General features: G+C 30.8%; 17 protein-coding genes and 1 tRNA gene. 6 read left to right on the forward strand and 12 right to left on the reverse strand.

The annotated features are described in order from the left end of the window. Window positions 1-425 precede the first annotated feature (425 nt). On the forward strand, window positions 426-4,505 hold the full coding sequence (locus V9L05_RS13435) for a WG repeat-containing protein (protein ID WP_338812403.1): 4,080 nt from the start codon (window positions 426-428) through the stop codon (window positions 4,503-4,505). Window positions 4,506-4,664: 159 nt separating this feature from the next. Here V9L05_RS13435 and V9L05_RS13440 read toward each other — a convergent pair whose 3' ends face one another. From V9L05_RS13440 to V9L05_RS13450, 3 genes are all read right to left on the reverse strand, one after another. Next, window positions 4,665-5,591 (reverse strand): diacylglycerol kinase family protein, encoded by a 927-nt coding sequence (locus V9L05_RS13440; RefSeq protein ID WP_338792738.1) that lies wholly within the window; start codon window positions 5,589-5,591, stop codon window positions 4,665-4,667. A 72-nt stretch (window positions 5,592-5,663) separates the two neighbouring features. Then, on the reverse strand, window positions 5,664-7,199 hold the full coding sequence (locus V9L05_RS13445; RefSeq protein WP_338812404.1) for a bifunctional metallophosphatase/5'-nucleotidase: 1,536 nt from the start codon (window positions 7,197-7,199) through the stop codon (window positions 5,664-5,666). Between the two features lie 128 nt (window positions 7,200-7,327). Continuing rightward, a complete protein-coding gene (locus V9L05_RS13450; protein ID WP_338812405.1) occupies window positions 7,328-10,042 on the reverse strand; it encodes a tetratricopeptide repeat protein in 2,715 nt (904 codons plus the stop codon). Window positions 10,043-10,612: 570 nt separating this feature from the next. Here V9L05_RS13450 and V9L05_RS13455 point away from each other — a divergent pair. Both V9L05_RS13455 and V9L05_RS13460 read left to right on the forward strand, forming a co-directional pair. Further along, window positions 10,613-11,074, forward strand: coding sequence for a thioesterase family protein (locus V9L05_RS13455; protein ID WP_338812406.1), 462 nt, complete (start codon window positions 10,613-10,615; stop codon window positions 11,072-11,074). A gap of 93 nt (window positions 11,075-11,167) precedes the next feature. Continuing rightward, a complete protein-coding gene (locus tag V9L05_RS13460) occupies window positions 11,168-11,827 on the forward strand; it encodes a hypothetical protein (protein ID WP_338812407.1) in 660 nt (219 codons plus the stop codon). Between the two features lie 13 nt (window positions 11,828-11,840). Here V9L05_RS13460 and V9L05_RS13465 read toward each other — a convergent pair whose 3' ends face one another. From V9L05_RS13465 to ung, 8 genes are all read right to left on the reverse strand, one after another. After that, window positions 11,841-12,473, reverse strand: coding sequence for a thymidine kinase (locus V9L05_RS13465; protein WP_338792733.1), 633 nt, complete (start codon window positions 12,471-12,473; stop codon window positions 11,841-11,843). A gap of 163 nt (window positions 12,474-12,636) precedes the next feature. Continuing rightward, window positions 12,637-13,542, reverse strand: a complete 906-nt coding sequence (locus tag V9L05_RS13470; protein WP_338812410.1) for a PhzF family phenazine biosynthesis isomerase — start codon at window positions 13,540-13,542, stop codon at window positions 12,637-12,639. Window positions 13,543-13,769: 227 nt separating this feature from the next. Beyond that, window positions 13,770-14,210: a T9SS type A sorting domain-containing protein gene (locus V9L05_RS13475; RefSeq protein ID WP_338792731.1), complete on the reverse strand. Its 441-nt coding sequence runs from the start codon at window positions 14,208-14,210 to the stop codon at window positions 13,770-13,772. Between the two features lie 396 nt (window positions 14,211-14,606). Next, on the reverse strand, window positions 14,607-15,185 hold the full coding sequence (locus tag V9L05_RS13480) for a DUF1684 domain-containing protein (protein ID WP_338812411.1): 579 nt from the start codon (window positions 15,183-15,185) through the stop codon (window positions 14,607-14,609). Window positions 15,186-15,222: 37 nt separating this feature from the next. Then, window positions 15,223-15,927: a hypothetical protein gene (locus tag V9L05_RS13485; RefSeq protein WP_338812412.1), complete on the reverse strand. Its 705-nt coding sequence runs from the start codon at window positions 15,925-15,927 to the stop codon at window positions 15,223-15,225. 29 nt (window positions 15,928-15,956) lie between these two features. Next, on the reverse strand, window positions 15,957-16,643 hold the full coding sequence (locus V9L05_RS13490) for a hypothetical protein (protein ID WP_338812414.1): 687 nt from the start codon (window positions 16,641-16,643) through the stop codon (window positions 15,957-15,959). A 28-nt stretch (window positions 16,644-16,671) separates the two neighbouring features. Next, window positions 16,672-17,625, reverse strand: a complete 954-nt coding sequence (locus tag V9L05_RS13495; protein WP_338792727.1) for a hypothetical protein — start codon at window positions 17,623-17,625, stop codon at window positions 16,672-16,674. A gap of 92 nt (window positions 17,626-17,717) precedes the next feature. Next, the gene (ung, locus tag V9L05_RS13500) at window positions 17,718-18,380 is read right to left on the reverse strand and encodes a uracil-DNA glycosylase (RefSeq protein WP_338792726.1); all 663 of its coding nucleotides are present in this window, start codon (window positions 18,378-18,380) and stop codon (window positions 17,718-17,720) included. Window positions 18,381-18,563: 183 nt separating this feature from the next. Between ung and apaG the strand changes: the two genes are divergently transcribed. Both apaG and V9L05_RS13510 read left to right on the forward strand, forming a co-directional pair. Next, window positions 18,564-18,968, forward strand: a complete 405-nt coding sequence (apaG, locus tag V9L05_RS13505; protein WP_338812416.1) for a Co2+/Mg2+ efflux protein ApaG — start codon at window positions 18,564-18,566, stop codon at window positions 18,966-18,968. 57 nt (window positions 18,969-19,025) lie between these two features. Next, on the forward strand, window positions 19,026-19,484 hold the full coding sequence (locus V9L05_RS13510; protein WP_338812418.1) for a hypothetical protein: 459 nt from the start codon (window positions 19,026-19,028) through the stop codon (window positions 19,482-19,484). A gap of 118 nt (window positions 19,485-19,602) precedes the next feature. Here V9L05_RS13510 and V9L05_RS13515 read toward each other — a convergent pair. Further along, window positions 19,603-19,676 (reverse strand) — tRNA-Ala (locus V9L05_RS13515). 242 nt (window positions 19,677-19,918) lie between these two features. On the opposite strand from V9L05_RS13515, the gene mtaB reads away from it, so the two are divergent. Next, on the forward strand, window positions 19,919-21,238 hold the full coding sequence (gene mtaB / locus V9L05_RS13520) for a tRNA (N(6)-L-threonylcarbamoyladenosine(37)-C(2))-methylthiotransferase MtaB (protein ID WP_338812420.1): 1,320 nt from the start codon (window positions 19,919-19,921) through the stop codon (window positions 21,236-21,238). Window positions 21,239-21,401 lie beyond the last annotated feature (163 nt).

The following is a 21,401-nucleotide window of genomic DNA, read 5'->3' on the forward strand; positions in this document are numbered from 1 at the left end:
CTGCTTCTGTACCTACATAAATCAATGAATCATTAACATAAAGCTAATGAATTGATATGATTAGAATAGAGTAAGTGAGTTTGTTTTTCATTTATTGTGTATGTTTTGTAATCATGACCATCATACCTACAAAGTCCGTCTTTTGTGCCAAACCACGTAAAACCTTTATTATCTTCAAGAAACAGATTAAATTTTCACAACCCTATTTGTAATAAGTTGAAAGTAACAAAGTATGAAAAAAAATATAAAATTAGTTTTTTTACTTAAAAATTAAATGATTTAGGTTTTAATTCTATTAGTTAAATGTTGCTTATCAAAGATAATAAAATTATAACCCTGATGAGTTTTCAGGCAATTTATTGTATATTCACTCGTTCACTTTCCATAAATCATCTGAAAATTTATCAACTTAATTCTATCAAAATATGCGTTTTCTACTACTGATTATTTTTTTATTTGCTTTTTCTATTCCCTCCTTTTCTCAAAATAATAATTCAGAAACTACTCGTTTGCCTGTTCGGAAAGATGGAAAGTGGGGAGTAATTGACCAAAATTCAAAAACGATTGTTCCCATTGAGTACGATTTTGTAGAAGTAGCAGAGTTTAATTATTTACTTCTTAAAAAAGATAATGGAACAGAAAGTAAATGGATTGCAGCCGACCAAAATGGAAAACCTCTGTTATCTTTTACAGAAAATGCTACTGAAATAAAAGTAATCGATTCTCTACTGATTGCCTATAAAAATCAAGAAAATAAATATGTTTTTTTGAGTAAAAAGGGTGAAAAAACAGAAAGTAATTTTGATAGAATCCATAAAATGAGAAATTCTTATGCTTTAGGGTATAAGAACGAAACAAAGAAATATGATTTAATAAATCCGAATGCAAAAGTGTTGATTGAAAGTATTGATACAGCTTATTTTTTAAATAGTCCAACTATCAAAGTTCAGAGTAATGTCATTCTTGCCAAAAAAGGAAAAGAGGAGTATTTGCCCAATCTAAAAAATGAAACTCTAGCTCAAAAATCACTTTACAACATTACACTACTGCCAAATGGTTATACTAGTTTTGGTGCTGGTCGTCCGTTGGGAGTTGCAGATGAAAATGGACACGTAGTTATTGAGCCAAAATATGCTTCTATTGTTGCGCTTTCAATGGATTATTTGGCATTGAAATCTCCGACAGCAGAATGGTCTTTGTACGATTTGAAGGCAAAAAAAGAAATTACGACAGCCGAATATTCATTTTTTGAAGTGGTAGAAATTGACAATACAGATAAAAATAATGAAAAAGAAATACGAATTATAGCCTGTAAAAATGGAGCTTGTGGCGTAATGGAGAAAGACGCAAAGTTTATTTTACAGCCCATCTATTCTCAAATTTATAACCTTCAAAATGTTCTTTTTGTAGGAAAGAACGAACTTAATAAATGGTCAATTTTAGATACAAATGGAAAGAAAATTCTTAGTCAAAATTTTGACCTTGTTTATGATTTTACAGAATATTCTCCTTTCACAAAAGTAACTACACCACAAGGCGACGGAATTATTGATAAAAGTGGAAAGCTAATCTTGAATCCAATTTATACAGGAATTGATATTTTTACTCCTAAGAAAAATGAAACGATTGTTTTTGCTTATCAAAATGAAAAAATTACTGTCTTAGAATTTGATAAATCAAACAATAAAAAGAAAGAAACCGTTTTTCCTTCTTTCCAAACTTTGCCTTCCAATTATTCAAAATTAGATAAACCAGAAGTTTTTACGGCACAACTAGCCAATCGCCTTTCGACAGATTACCGTTGGTTTCAGAATCCAAATACCAAAAAATGGCATTTATTAAATAAACAACGTGAACCAGCTTTTAAAGAAGGTTTTGATGTAATTTCAGTAGAGCCAATTGCAGGTTTTACACTAGGTAGAAATAATGTAAATGGAAGTCTTTCGGCTGCTGCGCTGATTGACCACAAAAATGGCAAACTCATTAGCCAAAACAAACTTTTTTATGCTGAGTTAGAAGATTTCAGAACAGCAGATGTAGCACGAGCTTATGCAGATAGCACAAAAGAAAATGCCATTCTGACAAAAGCAGGACTATTAGTTACTCAAATTGCAGGAGCTACAATCGATTCAATGACCTATTTTTCTGAAAAACGATTGCCAATAAAAGCAGGTGGAAAATATGGACTGATGGACGAAAAAGGACAGGTAATTTTGCCTCCAACCTATTCAATGATTATGCCTTTCGAAAATGGAGTGGCAAAGGTTCAGTTAGGGCAAAGTTTTGGAATAATTGATAACACAGGAAAAGTCATTTTGCCACTAGAATATGAATACATTGGTAGTTTTGAAAACAATATGGCTTTAGTTGTAAAAGGTCAAAAAGTAGGTGTAACCACTAATAAAGGCAAAATAATCATAGAACCTCAATATGAAAGATTAAGTATAGAAAATGGAGTTATCAGAGCTAGAAAAGACGGAAAATGGGGAATTATAGACACGCAAAACAAACCTATTTTGCCTTTTGAGTATCAATATATCAGTACGTTTTCTGAAAATGTAGCCATTATTAGAAAAAATAATTTGTGGGGATTTTTATCGAATCAAAACAATGTTCCCAAAATCATTTTAGAACCTTCTATCAAAGCTGATTTTATCAATGAAATCAGAAATGGAATGGCAAAAGTGAGTTCGGAACGCTATATTGAAGAAGATGGATACGGAACAAAAAATGCTTTTTATAAAAAAAATGGAATCATCAAAACTAATGGAGATTGGGTTTTAGAACTCAACTATAGTTTTATTGAAGATGATATTTTTGAGGCAGGGCAAGAACTTGTTTTAATAGAAGAGAATAATAAAGTAGGTTATGCTGATAAAACAGGAAAAATAATTGTTGAGCCTTTATATGATGCGATTGAAAGCAATTTTTCGGAAATTTATTTTGCTAAAAAAGGAATTTCAGAAGTGAAAAAGAATAATCTAATTGGTTATATCAATCACGAAGGAAAACAAATCTTGCCTTTAGAATTTTCAAAAGTAGCTGGTTTTTATGGAATTTATGATGTCAAAGATGCCGTAACAGTTGCCCAAAAACAAAACAAAAAGTATGGAACAATAGATAGACACAATAATACAATCATTCCCTTCGAATACGATTTTATAGGAATGGACGAGAGAAATGATACACTTTCTTTTGTCAAACAAAACAACAACTGGGGCGTAATCAATCCTTTTGGCAAAACAGTTATTCCGATTCGTTATTCGTCAGTAAAATATTTACAGAAGCCAAATACGAAACAGGCTTTGATTGAAGTATTTTTGGATTCTGCTGTTGTTTCTTATTTAGATGAAAAAGGAGATTTTCTTGAAGAAAATCCAAACCAAAATTTAATTATTGTAGAACAAGGAGGGAAATTTGGAATCAAAACAGATATAAATTCAGAAACGTTTTTAGTAAATCCTTCTTATGATTTTATAGAAGAGTTTGGAAAAGTAGGCAAAACTTCTTGGGCAAAAGTAGGAATTAAAGACCCAAAAAATCCGAAGCAACTACTTTATGGAATCATTGATAATCAAGGAAACGTTGTTTTAAAACCTGAATATTTAGAAATTGGAATTTTGTCAGAAGGAAAAATAGCTGTTCAGCAAAACAACAAATCAAGAGATAAACAGCTTTTTGGTTATTTGGATGAAAACGGTAAAAAAGTAATCGATTTTGCTTATTACAAAGCCTTTCCATTTTCAGATAATATGGCAAAAGTAGATTTGTCAAGAGCTGGTACAAAATGGTCGTATATCAATGAAAAAGGCGAAGTTGTCATTAAATCAGCTTACACTTCTGGAAGTAATTTTGGTGAAGGAATGGCAATTGGAGAGAATTTTTTGATAGACAAAACAGGAAAAAGAATTAAGAGACTGTCTTATCAAAATGTAAATCCAATAGGCAATTTTGAAAATGGAGTAATTGGACTAGAAACTGAAAGAGGCTTTATTCATATTAAAAAAGATGGAACAGCCCTTTATCCCTCATATTTTGATAGCTTAACACAATTTAGAAACGGAATTGCTTTTGTCAAAACAGGTGAAAAATACCAACTGTTACGACGCTCTACTGAAAGTCCTGATACTGTTCGTTTGAATTTTTCAGCAACAGCAATGCGAAATTATCAACTCAAATTCAAAAAAAATAGAAAAATCAAGACTAAATATGGAGAAACAATTGTCGATTTGGGTTTTGAGAAAGTTGATGATGGCTACTGGTTGATGATTAATGAAAGTGGAAATTTTGTTTCACCTACACGTTATGAAGTCGTTTCTGTTTTGCCAACTTCTACCCTTTTAATTACAAGTGGTGTTTATGGTTATGCAAATTTAGATGGAAAGTGGATTTTGAAACCTTCTTTTGATGCTCGTCAATACGTACAAGGTTATGTTATTCGCTTAGAAAGAGCAGGAAAAATTACTTATCTTAGTTTAGATGGAAATATTATTTGGAAAGAGTAATATTTTGATTTACAAAGTAAAAAAGGTTTTGAAAATTATGTTTTTTCATAGATAGACACAATATAGAATCTTGCGCCAGTAAAAGTCATTTCTTCGTAATGAAGGCATGGCTTTTTTATTATGATACTGATTTTACCAGTCAGACAATCAAAAACAAGTCTACACCCAAACATGTAAAGCCTTTGATATAGATTTGTATTCTATACTTGTTCCTAATCCTCTTGATTCTCCATCTATGTGTGCAGGAATAGCAGTATCAAAAGTGATTTTTATTGCATCAGCTTTATATGTTTCTACATACTGATTTTGGGGAAGAGTTCTTTTAAATAATTGCCAAACTAGTTTTGGTAGTTGTAGTTTTGAAAAGGGTTTAATGATACAAATATCTAACTTTCCATCTTGTATATCTGCTTGTGGTGCGATATAAGCATTATTTCCATATTGAGTTGCATTTGCAAAAGCTACCAAAAATGCTTCTCTTTTTAGTTGCTGTCCATCAAACTCAAGTGTATAAGTGAGAGGTTTGTAAGAAAATAATTCTTTGATTGTAAAATAAGCATATCCACCCAAACCACGAAAAGTACGGGCAGCAAAAGAAGCACTCACATGGGCATCAAAGCCTATTCCAGACGTACAAAAAAAATGATTTCCATTGGCAGTAGCTGCATCAATCAACATCTTTTTAGGTTCTAATAGTCTTTTTATGGCATCTTCTGTTCCAAGAGGAATTCCTAGATGACGTGCCAAACCATTGCCCGAACCTTGTGGAATAATGGCTAAAGCTGTCTTTGTTTTGATAAGAGCTTGCGCAACTTCATTAATTGTTCCATCGCCACCAACAGCCACCACAACATCATACTTTTGTTCGATGGCTTGCTGAGTAAGCTGAGTAGCATGTCCTGCAAAAGTAGTATACACAATATCGTAATGAATCCCTGAAAGTTTCAGCGTTTCATGGATAAGGGTAACTATATGTTCTTTTCTTTCTGTTCCTGAAACAGGATTAATTACAAAAACAATCTTGGTTGCTTTTTCTTCTAGTGCCTTTAAAGTATTCTGAACTTTTGGCGTTTGTTCTGATTGCATGGCTGTTTATTCTTTACACCTTAAAATTTTTGGTGTATTTATACAATCACACTCTAAAGAGTGTGCTACATTTTATAATTTTTCTAAATATACAATTACTGCCTTTCTAATATCTGATTGAGGACTTTCTATATCATCTGAAGAAATCACATTTTTAATTTCTGGATTTGTTTCAGCATTCATAAATTCCATATTATTTTCCTTTCCTGTCAGGTTATAATCATTTGTAACAAGTGTATATTGTTTTTCTTTTTCTATTGTTTTTCCGTTTAATAGCCAACCTTTTTGTGCATCAAATTTCAATTTTTCTTGATATTGTAGGTATCCTCCACTTCCTTTATTTTTTATTCCTGCATCTAAAAATTGTATCAGAACTTCTCCAGAAGTATTGAATTGATATATTTTACCACCAAAAGGTAACATTCTCAAAATATCATATTCGGTAACAACTCCTGAAAGTTGATCATCTAAGCGTACCGACCCACTCCCTAAAACAGCTAACTCTGCTTCTGGAAAAACATCTGCCATTGCATCAACAATTAGAGTTCCTGCATTTGTTTGTGTTGTTCTTATGAGTGCTTCTCGTGCTTCTAATGCTTCTTTTAACTTATAAATTTCTCGGTTTGGATCGAATCCTTGTGCTTCAAAAGCAGAATCAGCAATATTATCCCATTTTTCAATAGCTACCTTAGTAACAGGTTCATAACCAATAGAATTGTCTATTGATTTAAGTTCTGAATCTATTTGTAACCCCTTTGTTTTTTTGTTGTAAGTTAGTCTATGGATATAGGCTGTTCTTGCATTTGCATCAGCTTTTGCCATAATTGTTTGTCCATAGGTAAACTTCATATTTTCATGGTCGTGTCCTCCCATCAGAAGTTTAAGCTCAGGAACAATGCCTGCTAGTTTTTCATCTTCACTTTCTAAAAGATGTGTCAGCGCAACTGTAAAATCTGTTTTTGATTCTATTTCTTGCTGCACATTTTTAGCAGTTTCATACTCATCTGTATATCTGACAAATTCAGGTTGATTATATTTTGTAGTAATTCCCAAAATACCAACTTTTATACTTTCTCCTGCCGAGTTTTGTGGTTCTATGGTTAGATAAATAGGAAGTTTGTTTCCATCTCTAGTAAAGGGTTGAATTTTTTCATTAGCATAATAGAATGTATTTGAAGCAATCCATTCAAAATCAGACTCATTAATTCTTTCCAAAACTTCATCTTCTTTTAAGTCAAATTCATGATTTCCAAAGGTTACAAAATCTACTTTTGCAGCATTCATAACATCGACCATTTGCGCTCCAGAGATACGTTTTCCATCTATTTTTAATGTTCCTAGCACAGAAGGATTGAGAAAATCACCAGATAAAACAAGATATGTATTCGGATTTTCTTCTAATAATTCTTTTTTGAGCTGTGCTACTCGTGCTAAGTTTCCATATTTTCCACCACTCACTCCTCCAATTTCATACACATCATTGATGTGAAGAAAAGTTAGTTTGACTATTTCTTCTGAGTCTGAAGAATTAGGCTGAGAAGAACGGCAACTTGTAAAAGCAAGAAGAAGAATGACAAACCAAAAAGCAGAAGAAAAAAAATGTTTCATTGTATTAATTATATTTTTGATTGCTAAGCAAAAAGAGAAAGCGAACAAGTTTTTGTTCGCTTCTTATATTTTTTTTGATGCTATAAATTTATGAAAAAAATAATTGTGATTTACTTTGATGTAATAAATCAACTTACCTTAAAGCCAATTACGAGTACATCATCTATTTGTTGATACTCTCCTGCTAACCACGACTGAAACTCTAGTTTTAAAATCTGTTCTTGTTCTGCAAAAGGTTGATTACAGATTTCGACTAAAAATTCTCTAAATCGTTTTTTCATATATTTTCGTCCTCTGTCGCCTCCAAATTGATCTTGAAAACCATCAGAAAACATATAAAATATAGTGGGAGTTGTTATATCAACAGTCTGTTTGTGAAAAAAGCGTTCTATATCAAGTCTTTCTCCACCAATCGGCATTTTATCTCCTTTAAGTTGTTCTACATTTCCATTCTGAATATAAACCACTTCATTTTTTGCACCTGCAAAATGGACTTGTTTGTTTTCTTTATCAATAACACAAAGAGTCATGTCCATTCCATCTCTGTTATCAGTAGCACGTTGGTTGAGTGCATTTACAACTCCAGAATGTAAATCATGAAGGATTTGGTCTGCTTCATGTATATTTCTAGCATTGACAGTTTCATTCAAAACATCATTTCCAATCAAGGACATAAATGCTCCTGGAACGCCATGTCCTGTACAATCACAGGCTGCAATCACACATTTTTGTTCGGACACTTGACTAAACCAATAAAAATCTCCACTTACAATATCTCTAGGCTGAAAAAAGATAAATGATTCGGGCAACGCTTTTTTTACTTTAGCCAAATCAGGTAACATTGCTGTCTGAATTCTTTTGGCATAATTGATACTAGAAGTAATATCTTGATTTTTTTTCTCAATAATTTCTTTCTGATTTTCTAATTCTACTAAAGAAGCTCCTAAAGCAAGATTTTTTTCTTCAATACTCATCTTGACTAAAGTAAGTTGTTCATTTGTAGTCTGAAGTTCTTCCGAATTTTGTCTCAGTTCTTCTTCTGATGCTTGAAGTTCTTCATGTTTCTGTGTTATTTCCTGTTTTTGGTTTTCTAAAAGTTTGTTTTGAGCTTCAATTTTTTTGTTTTTCTTTTTATTTTGAATAAAGGCTATTAAAGCAAAAGCAAAAAGAATAATTGCAGCTACAGCAATTAAATAAGCAATATATTTAGAAGATTTTTGTTTTGATGCTTCTAAGCGTTCCTTTTCTGTTTCCAGTTCTTGAAGTTTGTTTTGTTGTTCAAGAATTTCTTTTTCTTTTTTCTGTTGTTCGGCTTCAAGAGCTTGTTCTCTTAGTTTTGCATTATTTTTTTGTCTCTCTATCTCTAAGAGCTGAATATCTTCTTTTCTTTTGGCTGCATCAAGCTCACTTTTGGCAAGTAAAAGAGCTTGTTGAGTTTGTTGATTTTTTAAAACTGCATTTTTTGTTTCACTTTGGCGAAGTTCATTTTCACTTTTTAAAAGCTCATTTTCTTTTGCTTGTTTTTCAGCTTCACTTTTCACTTTTTCCAATCTCAAACGTTCTTGTTCTCTCTCATTTTCATACTGTACGAGCTGACTTTCTTGTCTTTCAGCTTCTGTACGTTGTCTTTGTAGCTCTTCTTTTTGTTTGGAAGCTTCTTTTTCTAACTTATTTTTTATATCTGTATATTTCTTAAATGCTTCTTGAGACTGTCTAAAATCGCCTTCGTATTCCCATATTTTAGATAAAAGCAAATATGAATCTGCCAAAGCCTGTTGTTGATTATTTTTTTCAGCAATCGTAATTGCTTTTCCTACATATACTCTAGCTTCTTGTGCATGTGCTGCTAGATATTCATTTGCACCTAAATAGTTATATGAATCTGCAATAGCTGCAATGTTATTTTTTTCTTGATTTATTTTTAAAGCCTCTTGATATTGTTCTTGTGCAGCAGGATATTTTTTTAGAGCTGTATAAGTCACCCCCAAATTATTGAGTACAATTTCGTCTTTTCTATCAATTTTATTTAAAGCTTCAAGTGCTTTTTCAAAATAAGAAACAGCTTCTTTTTCTTGTCCTAACTGTCTGTATAAATAACCAATACTATTTGCTGCAAAAGCGACCTGCTCTAAGTTATTGTTTTTCTCTACTTCTAAATTATACTTTTCAATGGAGTATTTTAGGGAATTTTCAGGATTATTAATTCTGCTTACAATTGCCAGCTTTCCTAGCGAAAAAGAAATCAGCCCTTTGTCTCCTGTCTTTTTATCTTCTTCTAGTAATTTTATATAGTTTTTTTCAGACTCTTCATACTCTCCATTTAAAAACTGATTATGAGCTATTTTTCTGTTTAATTCTATTATTTCTTTTTGATTTTGGTTGGCTTTATAAAGCTGTTTTGCTTTCTCAAAATTTTCTATTGCCTTATCATAAGAAAGCCAGTTTTGATACAAAAGTCCTATTTCTGTAAAAATTTCAGCTTTACCTAAAACAGCTTTTTCTTTTTCCTTTTCGACTCTATCAAATTGTGTATTTGCCTGAACAGCATAATTAAGAGCTGTAGAATAATCGTCTTGATAACGATATGCCTGAGAAATAACGGTAAGAAGTTGCCCACGTTGAAGTGCATTATTACTGCCTTCTAGTGCAGCTTTTGCGTGTCGAATAGCCTGATTATAATTTCCTTTTTCTAATTGATAAAAAGGAGAAGTCTCATCTACTTGTGCAATAACTGACAAAGAAATAAATATAAAAACATTTATAAAAAACAAAGACAAGCAATTATTTATAGGGGAATAAATAACATTACTTTTTGTTTTTATATAATAAAATGCTACTCTCATTTGAGTTTTATAAGAATGTAAAGGGGAAGTTTGGATTCAATTTTAATTGATTTCTGATTATTTCTAGTAAGGGATTTAATCAATGTATCAATTTGATGATTTTTTTATTAAAATGCAAGAATTAATTAGTCTTCTTTTAGTAAAATATATTTAGAACTAATTCTTTAGTTTGCATAATCTGTCTTGTATAATGTACATCAAGTCTAAATAATCTGTGAATAAAGTTAAAAACAGCTAATTTCAAATGATTTTTTTTATAAAATCTACACAAAATCAACAACGCTGTTTAAGAATAGATTTCATAAGTAGGTTTGTTGGTGTCGCTATGCTAAAATACCAATAAAAGCTATGTTACTTTTCTATTTATTCTTGATGAGGATATTAACGAAGTCGTACAGTTAATTTTATCTGAAAGTGTCTGATAGGAATAAAATAATCCAAAACACAAGACAATTTATTGAACAGTGTATTTACTTCCCTGTTTTACATTGTATTTATAAATATAGAACTTTTTTGTTTAAATTTGTTTAGATTGTCAAACCATTTTTTAACCTCAAAACTATACAGATAATGAATAGAGTAAAAGTAGAGTTACCAGATCAGTTTTTATTTAAGACAGAAATTCCTGTTCGAATTACAGACCTAAATTATGGTGGTCACATCGGAAATGATGCTATGCTTAGTCTTGTACACGAAGCTAGAGTTCAATTTTTTATGAGTGAAGGCTTTAAAAGTGAGCTTGATATTATGGGTTTAGGGGGCATTATGGCAGATGTAGCCATGCAGTTTAAGGGTGAAGGATTTTATGGAAATATTTTTGAAGTTTATGTAACTGTGGGAGGACTTTCTTCTTCAGGTTTTGATTTATATTATAAGTTTATTGACCAAGAATCAAGAAGAGAAATTTTGAAAGTAAAGACAGGAATGGTTCTTTTTGATTATAAAAATAGAAAAATTGCAGCTTTGCCTGAAGAACTCAAAAAGCGTTGGCAACTACCACACCCAGAAAGTCGTTTAATTAGCAATGAGTAATTTTGTATTTATTAATTAATGGTAAATTATGAATTGTTAATGAATTTCAATTCCTTGTAAATTTTGTAAAAGAAAACAAACTCATTATTCAGTATGAAAATTTTATCTTCTTTTAGTTTTCAATTCTTTTTTTATTCTAAAATAGGAATATTGAGTTTGTTTTGTCTTGCTTGTAGCTCAGAAAATCAAGCAAATAAAAATGAAGAAACAGAAATGTCTGATTTTTCGCCTGCTCTGCATTTTGAAAAATTAGAGAAACAAAATAGAGAAGCTGCTGATAGTTTAGAGGCTTTATATGACATACACTACCGAGCTTTAGAAGGAGACTCTACTATGAAAAGAAAAGGAAACTTGCTTCGTCAGCGTACCGAAACTATTTTGCAACACATAGACCAAACTTATGACGACCTCAATCATTTTTTAGATAATATTCCTGCCGATAAAACGTATAAAGAGGCTACAACTTTATTTTTTATAGGAAAAGATAAAAAAGGAAGGGGCTATAAATTAGAAAAAAAATTGACAGAATATGTAACTGAAATGAATAAAATTGATAACAAATGGAATTTTAACTCTCCTTTTGTTTCTCAAAATGATGTAGAACTATTACATCATCAAAACGAAGACCTAGTGGAAGCACACTTCCAAAAAACTTTTCCAGAGGCAGCCTTTGCTTTTCTTAGCGCACTAAAAAAAGAAGTCATTTTGATAGAATTACAAGCAATTGATGAATTAGCTAAACGAAATAGATAGTTTTTTACTAGCATCAGACCTCATTTTTCAATATCTTTTCACAATCTGTTTCTTGATTGAGATTTCCTTTTACAAAACATTTTCTACAACGAGCTTCGTACTCTGTTTTTTCACCCAATAAAATCTTTTGTTTAGACGGAGTAAGACGGAAAGAATACGCAGCCACTTTGCCACAACACATACAAATAGCGTGAACTTTAGTCACATATTCTGCCATAGATAAAAGCTGAGGCATAATTCCGAAAGGTTTGCCTGCAAAGTCCATATCCAAACCAGCTATTACAATTCGTTTTCCTTGATTAGCTAAGATTTGACAAACATTTACTAATTCTTTATCAAAAAATTGAGCTTCATCAATACCGATAACTTGACATTTTTTCTCTTCTAAAATAGTCAGAATATCTGTAGCCTTTTTGACGGCTATCGAATCAATTTCATTTTGATTATGAGAAACAACTTTTTGGTCATCATAACGAGTATCAATTGCAGGTTTGAAAATCTGAACTGACTGACGTGCAATTTTGGCACGAGTAAGGCGACGGATAAGTTCTTCTGTCTTTCCAGAAAACATAGAGCCACAGACGACTTCTATCCAACCTCCCTCAACAGGGTGGTCTAAATGATGTATGGTAGGTTCGATGTGCATGAATAAATTTAGAAGTCAGATTTTAGAAGTTAGAAGTAAAAATGAAATAAGGAATTCAGTAGTAATAATAAGTATAAAAGTTAGATTTAGAGAATTTGATTTTGCGATACAAGAAAAGAGTTATTTTTATTCCATTCTAAATTCATAAATCTAACTTCTAAATTTATATTCTTCCGTTTCCTTCTAAAGTAGTAATTCCTTTTCCAATTAACAAGACTTGATTATCTTTTAATAATTCCAAATGAATTTCTCCACCTCTTTTTGAGGCTTGATATGCAAAGAAAGAAGTTTTATTTAATTTAGATTGCCAGTATTTTGCAAAAAGTCCGTGTGAAACTGCTGAGAGTGCATCTTCATCTATTCCAATCCAAGGACAAAACAAACGAGAAATAAAATCATATTTGGAATCTCCTTTTGTAGTAACTCCTACTTTTTTGATAGGAATTTCATATTTATTTTTTACTAATTTTTCAAAATTTGGTTGTAGATTTTCCAATTCGATTTTATTTTCAAACTCTAAAATTAAGGTTTGTTTGATAGGAAAATAAATACAAGAATTGATTTTTTGATTTTCAATTCCTAAATACTTTAATAAATCAGTATCAGGTGTTTTTTCCTCAAATTTCTCTTCTACTGGAAATTGCATTTTGATATAATTTTCTTTGCCTTCAAAATTCTCTTTTTTGATAAGCAAATCCCCACTTCTTGTACGAAAACTTACTTCTGTGTGAATACTTTGTATTTCTTCAAAAATTACGTGTGCTGCTGCAAGGGTGGCATGTCCACAAAGATTTGTTTCTTCATTTATCATAAACCAACGAACCTCAAAAAGTGTCGCTGTTTTCCAGTTTTTACCTTCGTTTGTAGTTATTTTTTCAGACGAATCATCAAATAAAGGACGCAAAAAAGTAGTTTCTGGAAGATACATTTCTCTAGCAATGTTCAAGTACTGCTCATCTGTTAAGGCTTCATCACATAAAAAAACAGCAGCAGGATTGCCACTAAAAGATTTTGGAGCAAAAGCATCAACTTGATAAAAAGGAATTTTTTGAGGAGAAACAGAATTCATAACAAAGACTAAAGATAAGTAAATCACACACAATTAAAGCACTACAAACGATGCTCTAAGCAAAGTGTTTTCATAACACGAAGATAAATTTTGAAAGTGGGTACAAAAAAACGATTATTTTATGAGAATTCCGAACTAAAAATCAAAGAAGCTAATTTAAAGCATAAAAAAAACACTTTTACAAAATTGCAAAAGTGTTTTTAACAGTAAGATAATTGTATCATAAATTAATGTTTTACTACAAATTTCTTAGTTATTAGGCTTTTATTATTTACTGAAATCGTATAAAAATAAATACCTGCCTTTAGGTTATCCACAGGAATCTGAAGACGGTTATCATATTTATTCAAAATATGCTCTCCAACTACACTTCCTAAAAGATTAAAAACTGTAATTTTTCCTTCTGACATTCTATCAGTAAGACGATAATCAAACTGAATATAATGTGTTGCTGGATTAGGATAGGCTTCTGAAATTTCAATTCTATCAGCTTCATGTGTAGTAGAAGCAATAGTTTGAAGATTTTGAGCATACGAAAACGAAACAGTCATAAAAAATACTAGAGCTACCAAAATAGATTTTGCAAATATTACAAAAGATAATTTAGTAGATGAGTTAGACTGTTGAGGTGGTTTTTTAGAAAAAGATAAAAACGGATTTGATTTCATAAAAATAATTAGTTAGAGTTTTGCCATTCGGAATTTTAGGGTGTTTTTATAAAAGGGTAAAAATACAGAGTATTGAATAGTTTTCTATTCTGATTGAATTTGTATTTAATTATTAGAACTGAATTTATATAAGTTAGGTTACATAATTTTCATAAAGAATAGTGTTTTTTGAGCATTTTGATAGAACTTTCTAATAAATTAGAATAAATCAATATCTCACCACCACTTTATCTATTTCTGATAATTAATTATATCTGTCTAGCTAATTTACAAAATAATTTCATTACTTCTTACTAGCTGCTACAAAAGTCTTAATTATTATTGTAAGAAAAAAGTAATTCTTTCTTAAAACTGTACAATTTTATGTAAAAGCTAAGCTGATTTTTAATGTGTTTTTTATTTTTTGTAAATTTTCTCTCCTGCTAATACCTCAATATCCAAATGACTTCCTTCTGGTGGAATTGGACAATCATACTTTTTATCGTAAATACAATATGGATTATAAGCACGATTAAAGTCTAAAATGGCTCTAAGTCCATTTATTTCAGGTTCGATATAACGCCCAACTTCGTATGTAGTTTTACCACTTGTTTGGTCTGTAAATAAAACAGAAAAGCCATCGCCATCTTCAATTGCTTTATAAATATTCAAAGATAGAGGTTTGCCTTTTAGCTTAAAATCAGCCTTTGCATACATTTTAAATCTTCGGTCTTTACCTTGTGAAGTTTTGAGTTTTACCTCTTTTACATCTTGTGTAAGTGTCAGCATAGCAACAGCATAGTAAGAAGAATCTATCGGATAATAATCCAATCCTTCAAAAGTCTTTCTGTCATCGTAAGGAATAGGCGAACCAGCACCTTCCTTAAATTGCTTGTTTTTTTTGTTTCTTTCTGTCTGAACTTCTACCTCATATTTTGGGGCGCAAGAAGCTAGAATAAATATAGAAAGAAGAAATAGTGTGATTGATTTTTTCATTTTTTTTATTTTTGAATTTTATAATATACTTCTAAAATCACTTGTTTTTAGAGTTTCCACCCAAAGCAACCAATTTAATATTGTCTGCTGCGTCTTCTAAAATCATTTCCAAATAGCTTCCATCTTCATATAAATAATGTAGACTTACAAGAGTATTTTCAATTCCTTCTACTTTATCCAAAATTACTCTTTCAGTCAATTTTCTTTTCAAAGATAAATTCATATTGGATTTAATATCATCTAATCCATTATAAAACTCTTGCTCTGTATTTCTCCAACGAAGATGTTTGGATGACATTTCATTCCAGATTACATCATATCGTCCTTGATTAATCATTTTAAAAACAAACTCTGATCTTTGTTCTGCTTGATCTAAAAAGTAAGCATTGTACTTGTACTGCTCAATTTTTGCATTTACCAATTTGGTCAAATACTCTTTTGTCTTTTCTTTATATTGAATAGCTTCGTTATGAAACGTAATCTCTAAACTCACACTTTTACCATCATTGATAGGGTTAATTTCTATTTTACTCAGTATTGTAGTATCAGTAATAGATAATTCCTTTTCCAAGTTTTTTGGATTATAATTGTAAAATATTTCTTTTATAAACCTTTCATTTTCCTCCAAAGTAGAATACAAATTTATACCTTTTATTACAGACTTCTCAAAACGATTATAGCTACAAGCAAAAATACTAATACCAAAAAGCAAAAGAAGCAAAAGTTTGTATATAAATTTCATTTTTGAAATGGGTTTGATTGAGTTAAATTTTAAAGAGCTGTTACTACACAATTAGAAACAAACAACTCATTTTCTATGGGTTGCAAAATAACTTGTATGTGATATTTTTCTGCATAAATATAGTTTATGATATAAAATTCACCTTCAAAATCTCTTATTTTATTTTGTATCAATCTACTATAAAGCTGTTTTTTTCCTTGTTTTACTTTATCGCTATACGGCTCAAATGATTTTATAAACTGTTCTTTAGTGGCTGCTTCTTTCGCTTTGGGAGAAAACTCACTCCACATATTGTCGTAATTATCTTCTTCCATCGAATCAATAAAATAGGCTGCTTTCAATGTTGCATCTCTTAATTTCTTTCCATTTTCTTTATATTGTTGTGCTTTCTGCTCAAAAAAACTCGTAAAGTAATCACTTATTTCTTTGGTATGAGATATTGCAGAACCAGTAAGATTGAGTTTTAATTTTATACCTTTTTCTGTGCTTTCTGTTTCATATTGAATGCCATCTAAAACAGTAGAATCTGTTAAGTTCAATTTTTCTTTCATCATAGTAGCATGGTCATACGCCAAAACATCATTGACAAATTGTTGATTTTCTTCTAGTGTGGGAAAAGGGTCTATTTCTCCAAGGAGTATATTAGTCTCAAAATTACAAGAAGAAACGATAAAAACAGAAAATAACAGAAATGAGAGTTTATATATAAATTTCATTTTTGAAATGATTTTGTTGAATCAAAAATTAAAAAGCATTCTGAACTTCTTGATACGAAATCAGCAAAATAGCAAAAATAGCAAGTGCCAAACCTAATTTATTGATAAGCGATAATTTTTCTTTAAAGAAGAAATAAGAAGCTATGGCAGCAATAAGTATTACAGAAATATTAAAGACAGGAAAAACAAGTGCGCCATCACCTTTAAAGCCACTCAATACCTTTAATAATAAAAAGATAGAGAAAAAGTTAGGAATTCCTAGGCAAATTCCACCGATAATACTTCTCTTTGTCATGGTTACTTTCTTTTTCAAAAACAGAATTGTAAAAACAGTAATTCCTGTAAGTCCTGCAATTCCGAAAAGCAAAATACTAAAAATGCCTTGTTGATTTGGTAAAACTATCTGTACATCTTCTCTAACTGTATAATTGAAAGTTGTGTCTATTGTTCCACTCACCAAAAAAACCAAAATAGGAAGGACAATCGCCAAATATTTTTTCTTATCATCTTTATATTCTGTTGGGTCAGTTATTTTTGAAGGTTTATAAGAAACCAAACCCACAGCCGTAATTGCTAAAAAAAGACCTAAATAATTGATAAAATCATATTCCTTTCCACCCGACTTCCAAATAAAAAGATTAACCAAAACAGGAATTACAAACGAAATACGAGCCGAAAGAGAAGCCACAGCAACCCCTGAAAGTTGTGTAGTAAGTCCCATCAAATAAAAAGAACCAATAAAAAAAGCTCCCATTCCCATAGCAATATACAAAGCTGTTGAAAATTCTGGACTTGCTAAAGTTTCAAAAACTGGAGGACTATTTATCCAACCCATCGAAATAAATAAACTCCCTGTCAGGACACAGACCACATAATTGATAACAATGGCAGGAAAAGTGGGTACATTGTAGCTTGAAAAAGCACGGAAGTTGATGAAAATAGCTACATTAGCTAGAATCCAAAGAATAAATAAAATTATCATTTTTTCAGTTATCAGTTATTTTGAATGCAAAACCCTAAGAGTCTTCGAAGACCCTTAGGGTTTAAAATGCTGTTAGTTTTAAGAGCGCAAAGTTACCAATCTATTTCGTCTTTTCCATGTTCTTTTAGATAATTATTCGCTTGGCTAAAGTGCTTATTTCCGAAAAAACCAGTATGCACAGAATAAGGCGAAGGGTGAGCCGATTCTAAAACTAAATGTTTTTCTCGGTCTATAATTTCGCCTCTTTTTTGGGCATCTTTTCCCCAAAGCAAAAAGACTAGATTTTCTTTTTCATCAGAAACAAGTTTCAAAACTGCTGAAGTAAATTCTTCCCAACCTTTTTTTCGATGTGATGCAGGTTTTGAAGCCTGTACTGTCAAGACTGCATTGAGCATCAAAACGCCTTGAGATGCCCAACGTTCAAGGTTTCCACTTTTTGGAATTTCTTTCCCCAAATCATCTTTTATTTCTTGAAAAATATTTTTGAGTGACGGAGGAACACGAACACCATCACTCACCGAAAAACTAAGTCCATTGGCTTGTCCTGCACCGTGATAAGGATCTTGTCCTAAAATAACGACCTTTGTATCTTCAAAACTACATTTTTCAAAGGCATTAAAAATAAGTTTTCCAGGAGGATATACTTTTTCTTGTTGTACTTCTTCTCTCAAAAAAAGTCCAAGTTTTTCGAAATAAGGTTTTGAAAATTCTTCTTCCAAATGTGATTTCCAAGAGTCTGCGATTTTTACGTCCATAAAATTGTAATTGGTAATTTGGTATTAAATAATTGACAATGAAAAAATACTTTTATTGATTTCTATACTAAAATAAAAAGTTAAAAAGTAAATTTTTTCTTTGTGATGCAACTATTTATAATCTAAAATTTGTATTAATTAAAAAAAATTATCATTTTAGTAGTAAATCATTTCCTTTACCAAATGTTTCATAAAATGTTGGGAGAACTCTTTAGTGCAATTACAGAAGGTATTTTGGTGCGTGTTCGTACTGAATTTCATAAAAAACATTCCCAAAATGGGAATTTTGTTTTTACTTATTATATCACAATTACAAATACTGGCAACCACACTGTGCAGCTTATGCGTCGTCATTGGCATATTTATGACTCAAAAGGAACATACCAAGAAGTAGAGGGCGAAGGAGTAATCGGACAACAACCTATTTTGAAATCTGGACAATCACACAAATATGTTTCAGGTTGTCATCTCAAAAGCGACATTGGAAAAATGTCTGGAACATATCTAATGAAAAGAATAGAAGATAATATACTTTTTGAAGTCAAAATTCCTGACTTTTCTTTGATTGATCCTGTGAGGTTTAATTAGTGATAAATTGTAAGTGGTAAATTTCTTTACAGATGAAAAGTATAAAATTAGTTTTTGATGATAAATTATTTAAAGCATATTCCTATTCAAAGATTTAATATGTTATTTCACAGAATGAATGTTTCTTTTCCAAAAGAAAATGAAGTAATAATTTTGGTTATGCCTTCTTTTGAAAATTGCTTTGTATTGAAAATAGATGATACAAAAATAACAAAGCAGATAATAATAGAACAAAGTAAGATAACTAAGAATCAGATTTTTGAAAAAGAAATTTTAAGAGAGAAAAACAAAAACATTGAAGGAATTGTCTTAAATAATTTTTGTAGCAAAATCATATTATTGGTTGAGGAGGCTAAAGAAACCCACTTTGGGGGCTTAGATGGAACAAGCTATTATTTTATAACTAACATTGAGGGAGAAATAAAAATAGGTGAAAAATGGTGTCCAGATCCATCATCAAGAATAGGAATACTTTTATTAGAAATTGAAAAAGAAACAGGTATTGATTTTTTTTAATCTTATAAATGATGAAGAATAAATTTTTGTGTAAAAATTTTCTTGAAAGAAATCCTATTTCAGTTTAAAAAATAAACCTTCCTAATAATAAAATTAAGAAGGTTTAGTTTCTATCCTGTGGAGAGTATCAGATTCGAACTGATGACCCCTTCACTGCCAGCGAAGTGCTCTAGCCAACTGAGCTAAATCCCCATTTTTGGTTTAAAATTTAAACTAATTCTTTAAAAGATAAGTTCATTTTTCAGAATCTTTCTAGTTTATATTTTAGTCTAGCAAATAAAAGCGTATTTTTTCATAAATACAAATTTTATTTTATTTCGTACCTTTGTGGACTGTTCTAGAAACTTCATTCAAAAATTTCATTGCGTAGCTTAACTTCTTATCTAGTCTAAGTGGTATCGCCTGAATTCCAATATATAAAGAAATCAAAAGTCATGCGTAAAGTAGCTTTTTACACCTTGGGTTGCAAACTCAATTTTTCAGAAACTTCAACCATTGCACGCCAGTTTGAGCAGCGTGGTTATCAGCGTGTAGAGTTTTCTGAAACTCCAGATATTTTTGTTATTAATACCTGTTCGGTTACAGAAAATGCAGATAAAAAATGCAAACAAATTGTAAAGCAAGCTAAAAAAACTTCGCCTAATTCTTTTGTAATTATTATTGGTTGTTATGCACAGCTCAAGCCTCAAGAAATTGCAACCATAAAAGGTGTAGATGCTGTTTTGGGAGCTGCCGAAAAATTTCGTTTGTTTGAAGTTTTGAATGATTTTGAGCAAAAAGATACTGTTCAACTTTGTGCTTCCGAAATTTCACAAGCTACTGATTTTAATACTGCCTATTCGTATGGTGACCGTACACGCACATTTTTAAAAGTTCAAGATGGTTGTGATTATAACTGTGCTTTCTGTACAATTCCACTTGCAAGGGGAAATAGCCGAAGTGATACAGTAGAAAATATCTTGAAGGCAGCTAAAGAAATTGCAGCAACTGATGTAAAAGAAATTGTCTTGACAGGTGTAAATACAGGCGATTATGGTTTGATAAATAATGAGCGTGTTCATACTTTCTATGAGCTAATTCAAGAATTAGATAAAGTAGAAGGAATTGAGCGTTTTCGTATTTCATCTATCGAACCCAATTTATTATCAGATGAGATTATCGAATTTGTAGCTAAATCTAAAAAGTTTGTTCCTCATTTTCATATTCCTTTACAGTCGGGTAGCGATGAAATTTTGCGTTATATGCGTCGTCGTTACAAAACAAGTTTATATACTGAAAGAATAGAAAAAATAAAAAATTTAATGCCTGATGCTTGTATTGGTGTTGATGTAATTGTTGGATTTCCTAATGAAAGTGATGCCCATTTCATGGAAACGTATAATTTTTTGCATAGCCTAGATATTTCATACTTGCATGTCTTTACTTATTCAGAACGCCAAAATACAAAGGCTGCTGATATGGGAAATCCTGTTCCAAAATCAGTTCGTGCAGAGCGTTCGAAAATGTTACATAATTTGTCTGATAAAAAACGTCGTCAGTTTTACGAATCACAATTAGGAAAAACAAAAACCGTTTTGTGGGAAAATGAAGTCAAAGAAAATAAAATATTTGGCTTTACAGAGAATTATGTTCGTGTAAATCAGTTGTATAATGTTTCATTGCCTAATACACTTCAAGAAGTGGAGTTAAAGGATTTCGATAAATCAGATTCGAAGGGAACAGTAATTGCAACACCTATTTCTGAATTGGTTTAAAAATTTTTAAATTAATAACATAGAATTATATTAAATGTCTATATCTTATTTAAAATCTACTTTTCAAACAAACAATTCCTAAAAAAATCCTATCTTTACGTAAAAAAAGAAACTACTAATAAAACAAACTTTAGTTTCCACATTGAATGACTACTTATTTCAT

It is taken from the genome of Bernardetia sp. Wsw4-3y2, assembly GCF_037126295.1.
GTDB lineage: Bacteria > Bacteroidota > Bacteroidia > Cytophagales > Bernardetiaceae > Bernardetia.

Coding starts and splice junctions, on each gene's coding strand:
- V9L05_RS13510 (WP_338812418.1), top strand. CDS start 19,026: ATGATAAATTATTTAAAGCATATTCCTATTCAAAGATTTAATATGTTA.
- V9L05_RS13480 (WP_338812411.1), bottom strand. CDS start 15,185: ATGAAAAAATCAATCACACTATTTCTTCTTTCTATATTTATTCTAGCT.
- V9L05_RS13445 (WP_338812404.1), bottom strand. CDS start 7,199: ATGAAACATTTTTTTTCTTCTGCTTTTTGGTTTGTCATTCTTCTTCTT.
- ung (WP_338792726.1), bottom strand. CDS start 18,380: ATGGACGTAAAAATCGCAGACTCTTGGAAATCACATTTGGAAGAAGAA.
- V9L05_RS13450 (WP_338812405.1), bottom strand. CDS start 10,042: ATGAGAGTAGCATTTTATTATATAAAAACAAAAAGTAATGTTATTTAT.
- apaG (WP_338812416.1), top strand. CDS start 18,564: ATGTTTCATAAAATGTTGGGAGAACTCTTTAGTGCAATTACAGAAGGT.
- V9L05_RS13485 (WP_338812412.1), bottom strand. CDS start 15,927: ATGAAATTTATATACAAACTTTTGCTTCTTTTGCTTTTTGGTATTAGT.
- V9L05_RS13465 (WP_338792733.1), bottom strand. CDS start 12,473: ATGCACATCGAACCTACCATACATCATTTAGACCACCCTGTTGAGGGA.
- mtaB (WP_338812420.1), top strand. CDS start 19,919: ATGCGTAAAGTAGCTTTTTACACCTTGGGTTGCAAACTCAATTTTTCA.
- V9L05_RS13475 (WP_338792731.1), bottom strand. CDS start 14,210: ATGAAATCAAATCCGTTTTTATCTTTTTCTAAAAAACCACCTCAACAG.
- V9L05_RS13495 (WP_338792727.1), bottom strand. CDS start 17,625: ATGATAATTTTATTTATTCTTTGGATTCTAGCTAATGTAGCTATTTTC.
- V9L05_RS13460 (WP_338812407.1), top strand. CDS start 11,168: ATGAAAATTTTATCTTCTTTTAGTTTTCAATTCTTTTTTTATTCTAAA.
- V9L05_RS13455 (WP_338812406.1), top strand. CDS start 10,613: ATGAATAGAGTAAAAGTAGAGTTACCAGATCAGTTTTTATTTAAGACA.
- V9L05_RS13490 (WP_338812414.1), bottom strand. CDS start 16,643: ATGAAATTTATATATAAACTCTCATTTCTGTTATTTTCTGTTTTTATC.
- V9L05_RS13470 (WP_338812410.1), bottom strand. CDS start 13,542: ATGAATTCTGTTTCTCCTCAAAAAATTCCTTTTTATCAAGTTGATGCT.
- V9L05_RS13435 (WP_338812403.1), top strand. CDS start 426: ATGCGTTTTCTACTACTGATTATTTTTTTATTTGCTTTTTCTATTCCC.
- V9L05_RS13440 (WP_338792738.1), bottom strand. CDS start 5,591: ATGCAATCAGAACAAACGCCAAAAGTTCAGAATACTTTAAAGGCACTA.